We start from the raw sequence: 15962 nt of genomic DNA, 5'->3' as shown, positions 1-15962 counted from the left end.
CAGGGCCTGAAGCTGTCGAAGCATTTCAAGGTGTGGTGAGCCACAAACCTCTCCCTCCCCTGCGGGGGAGGGCTGAGCCGCAGGCGAAGACGGGTGGGGCAGGCCGGGCGACGCGTCGCAGGCCTCGCCCGATCAAGTCCGTGAGTCGTCGCCTGGCCGCCCCCACCCCGTCGCTACGCGACGCCCCTCCCCCGCAGGGGGAGGGAGAGACGGAGACTTCACGTCAGCCTGTCCGCCTTCCGCAGCCCCGGGAACATCGCCGACCACGCCCCCGTCGCCGCCAGCGCCCCGAAGCCGCCGAACACCGCCGCCCCGACCGCGCCCAGCAGCCGGACCATGACCCCGGAATAGGCCTCGCCCAGTTCGTTCGAGGCGCCGATGAACAGCATGGAAACCGACGAGACCCGGCCGCGCATATGGTCAGGCGTGGCCAGCTGGATCAGGGTCTGGCGGATGTTGACGCTGATCATGTCCGCGCCCCCGCCGATCAGCAGGGCCAGGGCGCTGAGCCAGACGATCTTGGACAGGCCGAAGGTCAGGGTGCACAGGCCGAACACCGCCACAGCCGCGAACATCCAGCGGCCGCCGTGCCGCACAATGGGGTAGCGGCTCAGGTAAATGGCCACCGCCATGGCGCCGACCCCGAACGAGGCCCGCAAAAGGCCGAACCCCTGGGGCCCGACATGGAGGATGTCGCGCGCAAAGATCGGCGTCAGCAGGGCCACGCCGGCGAAGAGGACCACGACCAGGTCCAGCGAAATGGCGCCCAGGACGATCTTGGTCTGCCAGACATAGGCGAGGCCCTCCTTGACCGAGTCGATGGGCGACAGAGGATTGGCCTGGGGCGCGGGCTTGCCGCTGGTGCGGATCAGCAGGAAGGCCGCCACGGCCAGCAGGAACATGCCCAGAGCAACCGCATAGGCCAGGGGCACATTGACCCCCACGATCACCCCGCCCAGGGCCGGGCCGGCGATGGCCCCGGTCTGGAAGGCGATGGACTGGGCGGCGATGGCGGGCGGCAGGGCCTTGCGCCCCACCACCATCGGCAGGAAGGCCTGGCTGGCCGGCGCCAGGAAGGCTCGCGCCGCGCCGAACAGGGCCGCGACCGCCAGCAGCCCCCACAGGGGCGGCGCCCCGTGCAGGGCCATGGCCAGGAAGGAGCCCGCACAGGCGGCCTCGACCAGGATGGAGATCCACACCGTGCGCTTGCGATCGCGCCGGTCGGCCATGGCTCCGGCGGGCAGGGTGAAGGCCAGCAGCGGCAGGAACTGACACAGGCCGACCAGACCCAGATACAGGCTGGCCTGTTCGATCGGGTGGTCGCGCCGCGCGATCTCATACACCTGCCACAACAGGGCCGAGGACTGGATCTGGATCGCCAGGACCGCGACCACGCGGCCGAACCACAGAAGGCGGAAATCGCGGATGCCCCACGGGCTGGAAGGGGCGGTGTCAGGAGAGTCTGAGGTCACGTGCGTCTGGACTGTTTCGGATAGGGCGAACCGTCGCGGTGGAAGTAGCGGTCCGCGCCCGCAGGCAGGACCATGTCGATATCGGGATAGTCGCAGGCCGTCACGGTCGGGCTGCGCGTGCCGACCTCCAGCAGAACCGCGTCGCCGCCGGATCGGTTCTCGATCCGATGGCCGTTGGGGACGCCGGCCTTGAAGCCGGCGCAGTCGCCGGCGCGCAGCACCGTCTCCCCGTCGTCCTCGATCAGGACGACCTCGCCCTCGACCACCATGACGAACTCGTCCTCGGCTTCGTGCCAGTGCCGCTGGCTGGACCAGGCGCCGTCGGGCAGGCGCAGCAGGTTGGCGCCGAACTGGGTCAGGCCCGCCGCATCGCCCAGCTTCCAGCGGCGGCGCGACAGGCAGGGGCCGGCGAATTCGTCGGGATAGGTCGTGCCGTCGCCTCTCGGCGCGCTGTCGATGTCGATCTTGGGCATGGGACTTCTCGCCGTGACGCGATGTCCGTAAAGCATAGGCGCATGAGCCGCGCATCAACTCCTGTGATCGATCCTGTCGAACTGACCCGCGACCTGATCCGTATTCCGTCCGTCACCCCCGCCGACGAAGGGGCCATGGACGTGCTGGAACGCCATCTGACGGCCCTGGGCTTCACCTGCCGCCGGCTGGCCTTCGAGGGGCCGGGGGGCGAAGGGGTCCATGCGCGGATCGAGAACCTGTACGCGCGGCGCGGCACCGCCTCGCCCAACCTGTGCTTCGCCGGCCATACGGACGTGGTGCCGACCGGCCCGTCGGAGCAGTGGTCGTCGCAGCCCTTCACCGCCGAGGTCAGGGACGGCCTGCTATACGGCCGGGGCGCGGTGGACATGAAGGGCGGGATCGCCGCTTGGGTCGCCGCCGTTTCCCAGGTGCTGGCCGAGGGAGAGGTTGTGGGCTCCCTCTCCTTCCTGATCACTGGCGACGAGGAAGGCCCGGCGCTTCACGGCACCAAACGGGTGGTCGAGACCCTGATAGCCGAGGGCGAGGTGATCGACGCCTGCGTGGTGGGGGAACCGTCGTCGTCGCAGCACCTGGGCGACATGATCAAGGTCGGGCGGCGCGGCTCGCTGAACACCTGGATCACGGTCAAGGGCAAACAGGGCCACGTCGCCTATCCGGAACGGGCGGCCAATCCGGCGCCGGTGATCGCCAGGCTGATGGCGCGGCTGAACGATCATGTGCTGGACGACGGCTATGAGGGCTTCCCGCCGTCGAACCTGGAGATCACCAGCATCGACATCGGCAATCCGGCGACCAACATCATTCCGGCCGAGGCCAGGGCGCGGCTGAATATCCGCTTCAACCCCAGCCATACGGGCGACGGCCTGATCGACTGGCTGAACCGCGAGGCCGGCGCTATCCAGGCCGAGACCGGGCTGCAGATCCGCCTGGAGCACTTGTGTTCGGGCGAGGCCTTCCTGACCGAGCCGGGCGTCTTCGTCGCGGCGGTGCAGGACGCGGTCGAGGCCGTCGCCGGCCGCCGCCCCGAGGCCTCGACCACCGGCGGCACCTCCGACGCCCGCTTCATCCGCGCCCTGTGCCCGGTGCTGGAACTGGGCCTGGTCGGCCAGACCATGCACCAGATCGACGAACGGGTGCCGGTGGCGGAGCTGGAGACTCTGACGGCGGTCTATCGGCGGGTGATCGAGACGGTGTTCGAGAGGTTGTGAGGCGGGGAAATAGACTCAATCCACTGCAAAAAAGAATGAGTCTATTTTCGTCTATTTCGCGCGCGAAGAGGCCGAAGCGCGGGGTGTGGTGGATTGGATTGTCAAAGACCGGACGAGGAATGTCGCACGGTTTCGGGGCGTGGTGGGTTGAGGAGCGTTTGCGGGCGATAGCGGGTTGATAGGGCGAAGGTTTGATTGCGGAATTGGGATGGGAAGCTCATTGCCTTAATAGAGGCTGAGACGTTGCTTTTCGCATGGAGAACCTACGATGATGATCTTTGCCTTAGCGGCGCTGATCGCCGGTCCGTCGGCTGAGCCAACTCACCCCAGGCTAGACGCGCCAGAGGTCGCCGCAACGGATCTGAAGCTCGGCGAGGCCACTCCATTCGCGGTGCTTTCTGTAGACGGGGCGTTCGGCAGCCCTTCCGAGGTCTTGGGCATCTACGTCTATTGGGACGCGCCCTATGGCCAAGCCAACCGCCGTCGCGGCATCGCTGTGGCCAAACACGAGCGCAACACGAGCGAGGTTCTGTGGGCTTCATCGCAGAGCTGCGCAGGCTTGGAAACCACAGTGGCGCAAATGGAAGACATCACGCCGCCGTTGCTGAACGTGCCGGGTGTCGGCGATCATGAGGAGATGCCAAAGATGGTGCATGACGGAGTCACCTATACTCTTTGGTCCCTTTGGCCGCGTTGGCAAGATCGCGAGTACACGAACGGCTACCACATGAGCTTTTCCGTAAATGTCGGAAACCCGCTGGGCACATGGGCGGAAGATCTCCGCTCGACGCTGACCTCCTGTTGGTCCGGCGAGGCGCCTGCTGCGGCCTGAGCGGGCGGTCGACGTGTGACGCGAAACTGTAGCCTCAGTCCTTCGGGCGCTCCAAGAACCGCAGGGCGGTCAGCACGTGCGTCTTCACCCCCAGCGGCAGGACCTTCTCGTTCGGTGAGAACTCCGGCGAATGGTTCGGCGCGGACTGGGCGGGGTCCACGCCGTCAGGACTGGCCCCAAGATGGTAAAAGACGCCGGGGATCGCCTGCTGGAAATAGCTGAAGTCCTCGGCCACCGTGGTCGGGGGCGTGGCGGGGTTGACGTTTCCGGCGCCGGCCGCCTCGGTCAGGACCGGGGCCAGCCAGGCGGACAGGCCGGGGTCGTTGAAGACCAGGGCGGCGTTCTGTTTGACGCCGAACTCGGCGGTGGCGCCGTATGCGGCGGCGACATGGTCGATGGCGGTCTCGGCCCGGGCGACCAGGGCGTCGCGCTGGGCGACGTCGAAGGTGCGCAGGGTGCCCGACAGGGTCGCGCTGTCGGGGATGATATTATAGCGGACGCCGGCGTTCAGGGTGGCGATGGTGAAGACCGTCGGGGTGGTGGTCGGATCGACCGTGCGGGCGGTCAGGGTGTTGACCGTCTCGATCACCTGGCCGGCCACCGCGATCACATCCACGCCGCGCCAGGGCCAGGCGCCGTGGGTCTGCTTGCCCTTCAGCACGATATCGACCCGGTCCGAGGCGGCCATGAAGCCTTCGGGGCGGTAGAAGACGCTGCCCGGACGGCCGGGCACGACGTGCAGGCCGAAGATGGCCTCGGGCTTGGGATCGTTCAGCGCGCCCTCGGCGATCATCAGGGCGGCGCCGCCCTTGGGCTCGCCGGGAGGGGCGCCCTCCTCCGCCGGCTGGAAGACGAAGACCACCGTGCCGGCGATCTGATCCTTCATCCCGGCCAGAACCTGGGCCGCCCCCATCAACATGGCCATGTGCATATCGTGGCCGCAGGCGTGGGCCACGGGAACCGTATTGCCCATATATGTGCCGGTGGCGGTGGAGGCGAAGTCCAGGCCCGTGGCCTCCTGCACCGGCAGGGCGTCCATGTCGGCGCGCAGGGCCACGACCCGGCCCGGACGGGCTCCGCGCAGGACGCCGACGACGCCGGTCTTGCCGACCCCGGTGCGGACCTCCAGCCCCAGGGACCGCAGATGCTCGGCGATGACGGCGGCCGAGCGGGTCTCGGCGAAGCCCAGTTCGGGATGCTGGTGGAAGTCGCGGCGCCATTCGACCACCTGGGGCGTCACGCGCTGGACGGCGGCGTCCACGGTCGCCGCTGCGACCTGAGCCTGGGCGGCGCCCGCCGCGAGCAACAGCGTCAGGGTGGAGACGGCGAACAGGCGGCGCATGTGATCATCCCGTGAAATCGTGACAGACGCAGGATGGGGGCGCCGGGGCCGCTTGTGCAACGCCCATCGCTCGGCGACACTCGAATCATGGCCAAGCCGATCAAGAGCACGACGACCGAGTGGCGCGACGTTGTGCTGGTGTGCCGCAAATGCTCGAAGAAGCTGGACGGCGGGTTCGGGCCGGACGGCGATCTGACCCTGAAGAAGGCCCTGCGCAAATATCTGCACCTGAAGAAGGGCAAGAAGGGGCGCAAGGGCGCGCTGACCGTGGCGGGGACCGACTGTTTCGACATCTGCCCCAAGGGCGGGGTGGTGGCCGTCAACGCCGCCCATCCCAAGAAACTGCTGATCATCCCGGCCGGCGCCGACCTGTTCGAGGTCAAGACGCGGCTGGGGCTGGACGACGGCCGGCGGCTGAAGGTGGTCACGCCCGACTGAGGCCTTCCTTCCGGCGCCGAGCCGTGCCAGATCGGCGGAATGGATGATGCGAAGATCGAGAAACGCGCCGGCGTGCGCGCCACCTCCGACCGGCTCTGGGAACTGGTCTCGGACCTGTCGCGCTGGCCCGACTGGAATCCGCACGAGACCGAGGTCGCGGGCGCCATCGCCTTCGGCGGCCAGTTGACGATGACCGAGGTCTTTCCCGACCAGCCGGAGCGCGCGGTCGTGGCCCGCATCGCCGACTGGCGGCCCTATGTGCGGCTGGTCTGGACCGAGAACCGGGGCTTCCTGTTCCGCACCCTGCGCTACATCGACATCGAGGAGCTGGACAAGGGCAGCTGCATCATCACCTCGGGCCACAGCTTCGCCGGCCTGAGGGGCGAGCTGTTCCATGACAAGCACAGGATCGGCCTGCGCGACGCCCATCAGACGATCGTGGACGGACTGAAGGCGGCGGCCGAGGCCTGACCTTCAGCCCTTGGCCATCGTGTCCATGATGTTCAGAACCGCCGGCCCCAGGATGACGATGAACAGGACCGGCAGGAAGAACAGGATCATCGGCACCGTCAGCTGGGCCGGCAGGGCCGAGGCCTTCTTCTCGGCCGCCGACAGACGCAGCTCGCGGTTCTCCTTGGCCATGACCCGCAAGGCCGTGGACAGGGGCGTGCCGTAGGTCTCGGCCTGGGTCATGGCCACGGCGACGGATTTGACGCCGGGATGATTGGTTCGCTTGCCCAGGTTCTCATAGGCCATACGGCGGTCGGGCAGATAGCTGAGCTCGGCCGACAGCAGCGACAGTTCCTCGGCCAGGTCGATGGACGACGTGCCGATCTCCTGGCTGACCTTGGCGATGGCCGCCTCGATCGACATGCCCGCCTCGACGCAGATCAGCAGCAGATCCAGGGCGTCCGGAAACGCATCCATGATCGAGGCGCGACGCTTGCTGATCCGATTGGTCAGGAACAGGTTGGGCGTATAGAAGCCCGCCACGGCGGCCGCCATACAGGCCGTGACCTTGGTCATCGTGGGCCAGTCCACGACCTTGATCACGAACATGTAGAAGGCGACGACCAGGAAGAAGACGAAGGGCGAGGCGAAGCGGAAGAAGTAGAAGGTGGTCAAGGGACGCGGCCCGCGATAGCCCGCCTGGGCCATCTGTTCCGCCACCTTGGGGTCCTCCAGCATCTTGGTCAGGTTCAGCCGGTCCACGACCCGCTTCTTGAAGCCTTGGTCGTCGGTGTGGCGCAGTCCGCCGGGCCCGGCGTGGATGGCCGCGCGTGATCGGCGCTTCAGCTCGTCGCGTCGTTCCGACACCGCCTTCATCCGCTTGTCCAGATTGACCCCGCCGGTCAGGGACGACAGCAGGGTCAGCACGGTGGCGAAGACCAGAACCCCCACGCCCAGGCTGAGCAGGTTCTGCGGATCAGTGATGAAACGGATCAAGGCGTCCATGGTCCCGCCTCAGATCTTGAACGAGATCATGCGCTTCATCACGAAGACGCCGATGCCCATCAGGGCGGCCGCAACAAGCAGCAGGAAATTGCCGCGAATATCGGTGAACAGCGACATCATGTAGCTGGGGCTGGTGATCATCACCATGCCCATGACGACGGGCGGCAGCGAGGCGATGATGCCGGCCGAGGCCAGGGCTTCGGACGACATGGCCTTGACCTTCTCTCCCATCATCCGCCGGGCGCGCAGCACCGTCGACAGATTGCCCAGGGCCTCAGCCAGATTGCCGCCCGTCTTCTGCTGGATGGCGATGACGATGGTGAAGAACCGCAGCTCCGGCGTCGGCATCTGTTCGAACATCTTGTCCAGCGCCTGCTCCAGCGTCATGCCGACGCCCAGGGCCTCGACCAGTTTCTTGAAGGCCGGGCCGAGGGGGGCCGGGCTCTCGCGGGCGATGATCTTGAAACACTCGTGGATGGGCAGGCCCGACTTGATGCCGCGAACGATCACGTCCACCGCATTGGGAAACTCCAGCGAGAACTTCTTAATCCGGGCCTTGGCCAGGAAGCCGAGCACCCATCGCGGCAGACCCAGGCCGGCGATGATTCCGACGCCCAGGACCAGCAGCACATGGAGACCGAAGGCCAAGGCGGCGACGGCGACCACCAGCCCGACCACCGCGCTGGCGATATAGAACGTCCGGACACTGATGGTCAGCCCGGCTTGCTTCAGCTTGGCGGACACATTGGCCCGCACCTTGCGCTCGCGACGCTCGGCTTCCTGAAGCTGGGCCATGATCTGTTTACGGCGCGCCTCGGGCGTATTGGCGGCGGCCGCCGCCTTGCGCGCGGTCGCGGCCTTGCGTTGGCCGTCGCCCAGATTCTGGGCCCGCTTGACCGCCTGGTCGGTGGAATCGTCGCCGCCGACGAAGACCCAGCCCAGGCCGCCGATGGTGATGAAGGCCAGGATAGCGGCGAGGATCGGCAGCATTGCCCCTACTCCGCCGCGTCCAGGGCGTCGGCCAGTTCCCGCTCCAGGCCGTAATAGCGGGCGCGGTCCCAGAAGCGCGGGCGGGCGATGCCGGTCGAACGGTGGCGGCCCACGACCTTGCCGTGCTCGTCCTCGCCGGTGATGTCGTAGACGAACAGGTCCTGGGTCACGATCACGTCGCCCTCCAGCCCGACCACCTCGGTGATGTGGGTGATCCGGCGCGAGCCGTCGCGCAAGCGCGCGGCCTGGATGATGACGTCGACCGAACCGACGATCATCTCGCGGATGGTCTTGGACGGCAGGCCGTAGCCGCCCATGGTGATCATCGATTCCATCCGGCTGATGGCCTCGCGCGGGGAGTTGGCGTGAAGCGTGCCCATGGAGCCGTCGTGGCCGGTGTTCATCGCCTGCAGCAGGTCGAAGGCCTCGGGACCGCGCACCTCGCCGACGATGATCCGTTCGGGGCGCATCCGCAGACAGTTCTTCACCAAGTCGCGCATGGTGATGGTGCCCTGGCCCTCCAGGTTCGGCGGCCGGGTTTCCAGGCGCACGACATGCGGCTGTTGCAGCTGAAGCTCGGCGGCGTCTTCGCAGGTGATGACGCGCTCGGTCGGGTCGATGAAGGCCGTCAGGGTGTTGAGCAGGGTCGTCTTGCCCGAGCCTGTGCCGCCCGAGATGACGATATTGCAGCGCGAGGCGCCGATGACGCCCAGGACGCGCGCGCCCTCGGGACTGATGGACTTGTAGTCCACCAGATTCTTCATCGTCAGCTTGTCTTTCTTGAACTTCCGGATCGTCAGGGTCGGGCCGTCCAGCGCCAGAGGCGGGGCGATGACGTTGACGCGCGACCCGTCCGGCAGACGGGCGTCGCAGATCGGGCTGCTTTCGTCCACGCGGCGGCCGACCTGGGACACGATCCGCTGGCAGATGTTCATCAGCTGCGCATTGTCGCGGAACCGGACATTGGTCAGCTGGACCTTGCCGGCGACCTCGATGAACACCCGCCCGGCGCCGTTGACCATGATGTCGGCGATGTCGTCGCGGGCCAGCAGCGGCTCCAGCGGGCCGTAGCCGAGGACGTCGTTGACGATGTCCTGGACCAGATGCTCCTGCTCGGCGACCGACATGGAGACGTTCTTGATCGCCACCAGTTCGGCGACGATGTCGCGGATTTCTTCCGACGCGGCCTTGGTGTCCAGCTGAGCCAGCTGGGCCAGGTCGATGGTGTTCATCAGCGCGTTGAAGATGGTGGTCTTCGTGGCGTGGTAATAGTCGCTCTGTTCCCGGACGATCTCGGCGACCGCCTGAGCCTTCTTCAGCTGTTCGAACCCGGCCGTCGCCTTGGGGCCGGGTGCAGGCTTGCCGCCCGGCGCGGCGGGAGACGCGGCCTCAGGGGTCGGGCGAGACGCCAGGGCGTCGAGGCGATCAGCCTTGGCGTCCTGTTGGGCATAGGCCTGACCCGAGGCAGGGGCCTCAGCGGCGGGCTCGAAGTCGGCGCCGCCGCCGAAGGCGAAGGCCTCGGTCTGGACGCCCGGCGCAGGCTGTCGCGGGGCGAACTCGGCCGCGGCGCCCGCGACGCCCGCAGGGGCGGGACGCATCGGCGCCGGCGCGACGCCGGGCTGGCCTGTGCGCTTGCCGAACACCCGTCAGCGCTTCTTGAACATGGAGGCGAACATGGACTTCGACTCGGTGGACGCCGCCTTGCCCGGCTTGGCCTTGGGTCCGGCGATCACGGGGATTTCGCGGCGCGACACGATCTGGGCCAGGGTCTGGAAGGCCTCGGCCGCCTTGGTCTTGGCGCCCGCGTCCAGGATCATCTGGCCGTTGTTGGCGGCCGCGCCGAAGGTCTTGGCGTCGAAAGGGATGATCAGGCTGGGATGAACGCCCAGGGCCGCGCCGAAATCCTTGGCCGGAATCTCGGGACGGCCGGGCACCCCGACCTGGTTCAGCACCAGGCGCGGCGGGGCGTCGTTCGGGCGGCCCGAACGGATCAGGTCCATCATGTTCTTGGCGTTGCGCAGGGCCGCCAGATCAGGCGTCGCCACGATCACCACCTCGTCGGCGCTGATCAGGGTGCGGCGCATCCACGGCGACCACAGGTGCGGCAGGTCCAGAACGACGAAGGGCGCGGTCGAGCGGATGCGGTTCGTCACCTCCTCGAAGGCCTCGGTCGAGATGTCCCAGTCGGTGTCCAGGGTGGCGGGGGCGGCGAACAGGCTCAGCTTGTCGGTGCAGCGGACCATCATCCGGTCCAGCAGGGTCGAGTCCAGCCGGTCGGGCTGGCCCAGGGCGTCGGCGACGCCGCTCAGCGGATCCTGGTTGAAGTCCAGGCCGGCCGTGCCGAACGGCAGGTCATAATCGACGATGACGGTGTTGGCGCCGATCCGTTCCGAGATCGCATAGGCGGTGTTGTGCGCCACGGCCGAGGCTCCGGCCCCGCCCCGCGCCCCGACAAAGGCGATGGACCGGCCGACGAAGGGCTGAGCCGGGTCGTTGAACAGGCCGCCGATGGCCGCGATCAGCTGCAGGGGCTGCAGCGGCCCCACCAGATATTCGCTGACCCCGCGCCGCATCAGTTCGCGGAACAGCAGGATGTCGTTGGTCGGACCGACGACGACGACCTTGGTGCCGGCGTCGCAGACCTCGGCCAGCTGGTCGACCTCCCACAGCAGCGTCTGGGGGTCTTTCAGACATTCGACGATGATCAGGGGCGGCGTCGGCTCGTGGTGATAGGTCTCAACAGCGGCCATGATGCCGCCGATGCGGATCTGGGTCGTGGCGCGCGACAGGCGTCTGTCCTGGGCGGCGCGCTCGGCCGCCGCCAGGGTGTCCTGGCGTTCGGCGAAGACATGGATGGCGATGCGCGGCACCGACACTTCGCCGATTGCGCTGGCGGGGGCCAGGCCGGTCGCCATGGCGGGCGCCAGCGTAGCGGCCTCCACCGGGGCTGGCGTCAGGGTCGATTGCGCCTGGGCCAGGATTTCGCCGACAGGATTGAAGCCTGGCGCGGCGGGGGCGACGGCCGCCGGAACAGCTGAAGGCGCAATACCCGGCGCCGGAGCCGTGAACTGCAACGGCGACCGTTCAGCCGTCGCCGGGAAGGCGGTCGGCTCCGAAAAATCCATATCGACGTCGAATCCGTCTTCGTAGGGTTCGAAGGGGCGCGGGGCGGTGGTCATGACCCTAGTCCACCGCTGTCGAGACGGTCGCGTTCGTCACCGCCGCCTCCGGGACTGCGGCCGTCTGCCGGCCGGCCCGATAGTTGTCGAAGACCACAGAGCGCCGGCCCGCATCGGCGGGCGTCATTGCGCGCGGGGCGCTGATGTCGCGGGGATCGGCGATCTGGGCCGCCAGATTGGCGCTGACGGCGCAGCCGAAGTTCGAGCTGGGCAGGTTGTCGCCCGTCCGACCCAGATTGCCCCAGGCCGTTCCACAGCGCGGCACGGCGGCTCGGACCGTCTCAAACCCGACCAGGACGGGCGCACGCGGGTCCGGCCCCGCATAGCTGACCATGCGCAGGCTTTCTGACGGCAGGCCGACCCGCTCCAGGGCCGCCCGTGTGTCATGCGCGGCCCTGACGGCGACGGGGTCGCCTCCGGCCGGCGCCTCGATCACGATCGTTCCGGCGCCGGACGCGGCGAACCTCTGGGCGAGGTCACGCAGAGCGGCGACCTGATTGGACGACAGACCCTCTTCATGGACGGCCAAGGCGATGCGATCCAGGCCGGCCTCGACCTGAAGCGCATAACGGCTGGTCGGAGTCAGGGGCGCCGGCCCGCCCAGGCTGGCGGGACCGCCGACACAACCGGCCAGCCCCAGAACCGGGGCCGCCAGGAACAGGGTGGCGACAAACGCCTTGGAGGTCCGGATCATCGGCTTACTCGATCACATAACCGGCGGCGCCCTGCCAGACGGCGCCAGGCTGAGCAGAGGGGGCGGGCGATCCGTAGATCTGGTTCAACTGACCGAAGAGAAGGGTCTGCGAGTCGCTGGCGATCCTCAGCCCGTCGGCCGGCGTCTGCATGCGGTCGGGCGAGGTGGGGCTGACGATATAGGGTTCAACGATCACGACCAGTTCGGTCTCGCCGTTCAGGTAGTCCCGCGACCGGAACAGCGCGCCCAGCACCGGCAGATTGGTGACGCCGGGCAGCGAGTCCACCGTCTGACGCGTGCTCTCCTGGAGCAGGCCCGCGATCATCATCGAACCGCCCGAAGGCATTTCGACGGTGTTTTCACTGCGGCGAACCGACAGACCCGGCAGGGTGATGGACGAGGCGGTGCCTGCGCCGATGGTGAAGCCGCCTTGGTCGGTCAACTCCGACACCTCGACCTTGACCTGGAGGGAGATACGGCCGCCGGACAGCACGACCGGACGGAAGGCCAGCCCCACGCCATAGGGCTTGTAGGTCACGGTGATATTGCCGTCTTCATCACGCCCGGTCGGCAGCGGAAATTCGCCGCCCGCCAGGAAGTTGGCGGATTCGCCGTTGACAGAGGTCAGGTTCGGCTCGGCCAGGGTGCGGGCCAGGCCCACGCGCTCGAAGGCCTCAAGGCACCCCGTCGCATCGGTGCCGGTCAGGGTTTGGAAGGCCGTGGAAACGACGTTGCTGACGACGTCGGTCACGGTCTGACCACCGACGACGCTCGTGGTGGTGCCAGACGTCGAGTTCGAATTGGTGACGTTCCCGGTCCGACCGCCGGTCTCATTGTAACATAGCGAGCTGCCGCCGGCCGCCGCGCCGTTGACGCCATAGGTGGTGGGCCGGCTGAAACCATAGGATTGGGAGCCCGACCCCTTCAGGATGTCGGTGCTGAAGCCCAGCTGTTTCAGGGTGTTGCGCTGGACCTCGACCACCCGGACCTTCAGCGTCACCTGATCCGATCCGGCGACGCTGATCATGTTCAGCACCTTTTCCGGCGCAGAGACGAAGGCGCGGGCCACCTGGGCGGCCTGTGCGGCCTGGGCCGGCGACGCCGCGACCCCGGTCAGGATCACGCTGTCATTGACGGCCTCGGCATGGATCTGACTGCCCGGAACGACGCGGCTCAGCGTGTCCTGCAGGGCGCTGGTTCCGGCGTCCACCCGAACCCGGAGGCTCAGGATGGTGCGGCCGGCGGCGTCCAGGAAGACGGCGTCGGTCTCGCCCGGTGCGACGCCGATCACGGTGATCCGGCGCGGCGAATGCAGCATGGCCTCGGCCACCTGCGGATTGGACACGATCACGTCGCGCGCATCCGCCGGCAGATCGACGGCGAAGGAGGTGCCGCGCGGAAGATTGATCAACTGCGGGGCCGCGCCCATCGATACGGCCGCCCGGCTCTGGGCCAGACCGGCCGCAGGCGCAGCGGCCAGGCCGGCCAGCAGCGCGAGGGCCAGGGCGGTCTTTCTCACGGTCGGGGTCTTCATGGCGTCGTCACCACCTCGGGTTCGCCGCCCCGATAGACGCGGACGCTATGGGGCGCGCCTGCGGCCGCCTTCGGCGCCCCCGTCGCCCCGGACGGGCCGGCGGTGTCCGCATAGGACCGCAGAGACAGTGAAAGCTCGCCCGCCGACTTGGCCTGGGCCAGAAGCACCGCGTCCTGGGGGCGCACCTCCAGGGTGGCGGTCGCACCGACCACGGCCTGGGCGTCGTCGCCCGCCCGCGTCGACTGATCAATGGCCAGGACCTTCACGTTCTGCATGACCGTGGCCGAGGAAAACTTGCTCTGTGCGCCGCCCTCGACCGTGCCGCCGCCGGTGTCGGTGGCGACGGTCAGGACCACATCGACCCGGTCGCCGGGCAGGATGAAGCCGCCGGCCGCCGACTCGACCGTGACGCCTATGGCCATGGCCCGCATGCCGGGTTCCAGATAGGCGGCCATATAGCCGCTGTCGCCGGCGCGCACGATCTTGCGCCCGACGATGGGCTCGCCGGCCAGGATGGGTTCGCGCACCACGGACCCGATATAGTCGGACTTGGCGCCGGGGCCGGTCAGCTGACCTGCGGCCTCAGCCACCCGCTCAACGGCTACGCCGGCCTTTTCGCCGGCGCCTTCGGGGGCCGGCTTGGCGGGGATGGGGGTCGAGCCGTCGGTGATGAAGGCCGGATTGACCTCGTCAACCGGCCAGTCTTTCCAGGTGAGGTCGGCCTCAGCCAGGCGCTGGCCAGGCTTGAGATCCTTGGCCGCCACCAGGATCTTGGCCATGGGCCGGGTCTCGACCGACGCGGCGGCGGCCGGTGCGGCGGGTTCGGCGCCATTGCCCATGGCGCGCACGACCAACGCCAGCCCCAGGGCCGAGACGGCGGCGATGCAGATAACGGCGATCCGGGCGGGCTTCATCCATGGGTCTCCGGCAGTACTGGAATCTGCCTTGCGTTAACGATCATGGCGGCAACCGGTTAATGCGGTCCTAAACGGCGCATTCGTCGCCTATCCGGCGAAGGTGGAAATCAGGGCGGTCGAGGGAAGGGTCATCAAGGCCCCGATGGCGAGGGCGACGCCGTAGGGAATAGCGCCCGCAGGCTCGAGCAGGCGTCGGACCCATTCGGGCGCATGCGGATAGGCGGGGGCGAGCTTGCGCGCCGTGATCAGCGCCAGGCAGAAGACGCCGCCGATGATCGCGCTGTTAAGGACGAAGACCAGCGACCCGATCAGCCCCATCCAGAGGCAGCCTGCAGCCAGCAGCTTGGCGTCGCCGCCCCCGATCCAGTTCAGGGCGAACAGGCCCATGCCCACGACCAGGGCCGCCAGGCCGACGCCGAAGTGGATCGCAATATCGACAGGGGCCAAGCCGACCAGCAGGGCCGCCGGGACGAAGCCGGCCAGCAGGGCCAGCGAAATCCAGTTGGGAATCTTCATTGTCGTCAGGTCGTAAAGACCGCCGACGATCATCAGGGCCGGACAGACGGCGAGGGCGAGAAGGGTCAGAACGTCCATGCCTTCCTCCTGCGCCCGCAGGCCTTAAGGCCGGGTTTCCATGCCGCGCCTCAGTTCGTCGTCACGTCCTGCGGAGCGGACATTTCCGTCCCGATATTCTGCAGGGCGGCCTTCAGGTGCGGCCCGAAGGCGCCCAGCACGGCGATGACGACCACAGCCATCAGGGCGGCGATCAGCCCGTATTCGATCGAGGTTGCGCCAGACTCATTGCGGCGAAACCGTTTTGGCGAAACCCTGACCATCGGCCCTCTTCTCTCGGCTTGAACAGAAAGGGGCCGGCTATGGGAATAGCCGGCCCCCAAAATCATACCCCGGCTGTTGCTGGGGCTAGACCCAGCGATTAGCCGCCGGCCGTGATGTCCGTGCTTTCGGCGTCGGACATGGTGGTGCCGATGTTATCGAAGGCGGCCAACATTTCCGGACCGAAGGCGGCCAGGCAGCTGATGATGGCGACGGCCATCAGGGCGGCGATCAGGCCGTATTCGATGGCGGTGGCGCCGGATTCGTCTTTAGCGAAACGCGAGATGAACTTGGTCATGGTCAGTTCCCTTTGAAAAATTGTCTAGCGAGCAACTTGGCGGGGGGAGCCGGTAGCCCGCTTGACCCCCAGAACGCAGGGTGAAGATGCCCAATACGCGTTAATACTGAGTCATAAGTCTTGGTTACGCACGGATTCACCAAAGAAATTTGTCGTCCAGACGCTTCAGCCTTTGTTGAGGAAACTGCGCCCATACTTCGTGCGTCCGCGTTCACGCGCGCCCTTGTTTCAGAGCCGCCGATGTCCCGTCTCGCCTTCGCCCTCCTGGCCGCCG

17 protein-coding genes are annotated in these 15962 nt (G+C 67.7%); 4 read left to right on the top strand and 13 right to left on the bottom strand.

What is annotated here, in order from left to right; genetic code table 11:
* Positions 1-218 precede the first annotated feature (218 nt).
* Positions 219-1472, bottom strand: coding sequence for an MFS transporter (locus tag Q7J26_RS15350; protein ID WP_304937256.1), 1254 nt, complete (start codon positions 1470-1472; stop codon positions 219-221).
* Positions 1469-1945 (bottom strand): cupin domain-containing protein, encoded by a 477-nt coding sequence (locus Q7J26_RS15345; protein ID WP_304937255.1) that lies wholly within the window; start codon positions 1943-1945, stop codon positions 1469-1471. Before Q7J26_RS15345 ends, Q7J26_RS15350 begins: the two co-directional genes overlap by 4 nt.
* Before the next feature lie 42 nt (positions 1946-1987).
* Between Q7J26_RS15345 and dapE the strand changes: the two genes are divergently transcribed.
* Together dapE and Q7J26_RS15335 are read left to right on the top strand one after the other, a co-directional pair.
* The gene (gene dapE, locus Q7J26_RS15340) at positions 1988-3175 is read left to right on the top strand and encodes a succinyl-diaminopimelate desuccinylase (RefSeq protein WP_304937254.1); all 1188 of its coding nucleotides are present in this window, start codon (positions 1988-1990) and stop codon (positions 3173-3175) included.
* A gap of 268 nt (positions 3176-3443) precedes the next feature.
* On the top strand, positions 3444-4007 hold the full coding sequence (locus tag Q7J26_RS15335; RefSeq protein WP_304937253.1) for a hypothetical protein: 564 nt from the start codon (positions 3444-3446) through the stop codon (positions 4005-4007).
* Positions 4008-4041: 34 nt separating this feature from the next.
* Here Q7J26_RS15335 and Q7J26_RS15330 read toward each other — a convergent pair whose 3' ends face one another.
* Positions 4042-5349, bottom strand: a complete 1308-nt coding sequence (locus tag Q7J26_RS15330; RefSeq protein ID WP_304937252.1) for an amidohydrolase — start codon at positions 5347-5349, stop codon at positions 4042-4044.
* An 87-nt stretch (positions 5350-5436) separates the two neighbouring features.
* On the opposite strand from Q7J26_RS15330, the gene Q7J26_RS15325 reads away from it, so the two are divergent.
* Together Q7J26_RS15325 and Q7J26_RS15320 are read left to right on the top strand one after the other, a co-directional pair.
* Positions 5437-5787, top strand: a complete 351-nt coding sequence (locus Q7J26_RS15325; RefSeq protein WP_271165244.1) for a hypothetical protein — start codon at positions 5437-5439, stop codon at positions 5785-5787.
* Between the two features lie 39 nt (positions 5788-5826).
* Entirely contained in the window at positions 5827-6258 is a 432-nt protein-coding gene (locus Q7J26_RS15320) for an SRPBCC domain-containing protein (protein WP_304937251.1), read from the top strand.
* 3 nt (positions 6259-6261) lie between these two features.
* On the opposite strand, the gene Q7J26_RS15315 is transcribed toward Q7J26_RS15320, so the two are convergent.
* The 10 genes from Q7J26_RS15315 to Q7J26_RS15270 form a co-directional block, all read right to left on the bottom strand.
* Positions 6262-7242, bottom strand: coding sequence for a type II secretion system F family protein (locus tag Q7J26_RS15315; protein WP_304937250.1), 981 nt, complete (start codon positions 7240-7242; stop codon positions 6262-6264).
* A 9-nt stretch (positions 7243-7251) separates the two neighbouring features.
* The gene (locus tag Q7J26_RS15310; protein ID WP_304937249.1) at positions 7252-8232 is read right to left on the bottom strand and encodes a type II secretion system F family protein; all 981 of its coding nucleotides are present in this window, start codon (positions 8230-8232) and stop codon (positions 7252-7254) included.
* A gap of 5 nt (positions 8233-8237) precedes the next feature.
* Positions 8238-9875, bottom strand: coding sequence for a CpaF family protein (locus tag Q7J26_RS15305; RefSeq protein ID WP_304937248.1), 1638 nt, complete (start codon positions 9873-9875; stop codon positions 8238-8240).
* A gap of 3 nt (positions 9876-9878) precedes the next feature.
* Positions 9879-11411, bottom strand: a complete 1533-nt coding sequence (locus tag Q7J26_RS15300; protein WP_304937247.1) for a cellulose synthase operon protein YhjQ/BcsQ — start codon at positions 11409-11411, stop codon at positions 9879-9881.
* Between the two features lie 4 nt (positions 11412-11415).
* Positions 11416-12105, bottom strand: a complete 690-nt coding sequence (locus tag Q7J26_RS15295; protein WP_304937246.1) for a CpaD family pilus assembly protein — start codon at positions 12103-12105, stop codon at positions 11416-11418.
* Between the two features lie 4 nt (positions 12106-12109).
* Positions 12110-13639 (bottom strand): type II and III secretion system protein family protein, encoded by a 1530-nt coding sequence (locus Q7J26_RS15290; RefSeq protein ID WP_304937245.1) that lies wholly within the window; start codon positions 13637-13639, stop codon positions 12110-12112.
* Positions 13636-14553 carry a Flp pilus assembly protein CpaB gene (gene cpaB, locus Q7J26_RS15285; protein WP_304937244.1) on the bottom strand — a complete coding sequence of 306 codons (918 nt, stop codon included), beginning with the start codon at positions 14551-14553 and terminating at the stop codon, positions 13636-13638. Before cpaB ends, Q7J26_RS15290 begins: the two co-directional genes overlap by 4 nt.
* Before the next feature lie 90 nt (positions 14554-14643).
* On the bottom strand, positions 14644-15150 hold the full coding sequence (locus Q7J26_RS15280) for a prepilin peptidase (RefSeq protein ID WP_304937243.1): 507 nt from the start codon (positions 15148-15150) through the stop codon (positions 14644-14646).
* A gap of 50 nt (positions 15151-15200) precedes the next feature.
* On the bottom strand, positions 15201-15392 hold the full coding sequence (locus Q7J26_RS15275) for a Flp family type IVb pilin (protein WP_304937242.1): 192 nt from the start codon (positions 15390-15392) through the stop codon (positions 15201-15203).
* 98 nt (positions 15393-15490) lie between these two features.
* On the bottom strand, positions 15491-15688 hold the full coding sequence (locus Q7J26_RS15270) for a Flp family type IVb pilin (RefSeq protein WP_304937241.1): 198 nt from the start codon (positions 15686-15688) through the stop codon (positions 15491-15493).
* Positions 15689-15962: the final 274 nt, after the last annotated feature.

Origin of the sequence: Brevundimonas sp. (genome assembly GCF_030656255.1) — a bacterium.
Lineage (GTDB): Bacteria > Pseudomonadota > Alphaproteobacteria > Caulobacterales > Caulobacteraceae > Brevundimonas.
This window is presented reverse-complemented; position numbering and strand designations above follow the sequence as displayed.